Here is a 1274-nt window from a genome sequence, read left to right on the forward strand (position 1 = left end):
GCACTGGCGGCTTACTCTTCTTTCACTGGTGGCACGCTTTCAGCAATTATGCTGCTTGTAGCGGCACCAGCCTTGGCTAACGTCTCGTTAAGCTTCCAATCTTCTGACTACTTTGCGCTAATGCTTCTTGGCTTATCCGCAGTGGCTGCATTCGCTGGCAAAGGACAAGTAATAAAAGCATGGATGATGACTATCCTTGGTTTGATGCTATCTACCGTCGGTATTGATAAAGGCGTCGGTGTTGAACGCTTCACCTTTGGCCTAACGGATTTGATGGATGGTTTCAGCTTCCTATTGTTGGCGATGGCAACCTTTGCGCTTGGTGAAACTTTGATGGGCATTTTGAAGCCTTCCGAGGACACGCGTGATGAAGAACAAGATAAGCTGAGCAACATTGGCTCGATGAAAGTCACCAAGGAAGAAATCAAAGAAGTGGCGCCAGTTTCTATTCGCTCTTCAATCCTTGGCTTCTTTACTGGTGTTCTTCCGGGTGCAGGTGCAACCATCGCCGCCTTCTTAAGTTACGGCATGGAACGTAACCTAGCTCCAAAGGATAAAAAAGAACAGTTTGGTAAAGGCAGCATCCGAGGTTTGGTCGCTCCGGAGTCAGCGAACAACGCGGCATCAAGTGGTTCTTTCGTTCCTCTTTTGACCCTTGGTATTCCGGGCTCTGGTACAACCGCAATCATGTTAGGAGCGTTAATCGCATACGGTATTCAACCGGGTCCTCGTCTGTTTGTTGAACATCCAGATGTGTTCTGGTCGGTAATTATCTCCATGTACTTCGGCAACATTGTGTTGGTGATTCTTAACCTACCGCTGATCCCATACATCTCAAAGCTGTTGGCAGTACCAAGAACCGTGTTGTTGCCGATGATTCTGTTCTTCTCCATTACGGGTGTGTATCTGGTTTCTTTCAACACCATGGACGTGTTTGTGATGCTACTTGTAGCAATGGCTGCTATCGCACTAAGGCTGGCAAACTTCCCACTCGCACCGCTGTTGCTTGGCTTTATCCTTGGTGGATTAATGGAAGAGAACCTGCGTCGTGCATTGATGATCTCCGACGATGAACTGAGCTTCTTATGGGAACGCCCAATCACACTGACATTCACAGTGCTTGCAGTATTGGTACTTGGCAGCCCATTGTTTGTAAAACTCTTTCAAAAACTTAAAGCACAGCCAGTGAAAGTTGAGCAATAAGTATTCTATCTCTCCCTCAAGATAGACCTTTGAAACCAAGCCACCCTCTGCGGTTAACTCCTATCACTTAA

1 protein-coding gene is annotated in these 1274 nt (G+C 47.1%); it reads left to right on the forward strand.

The window, feature by feature from the left end; translation table 11 throughout:
- A partial coding sequence (locus KIV40_RS26715; RefSeq protein ID WP_285352203.1) for a tripartite tricarboxylate transporter permease occupies positions 1-1203 on the forward strand: 1203 nt, incomplete at its 5' end.
- Positions 1204-1274 lie beyond the last annotated feature (71 nt).

The organism is Vibrio sp. D173a (assembly GCF_030248475.1).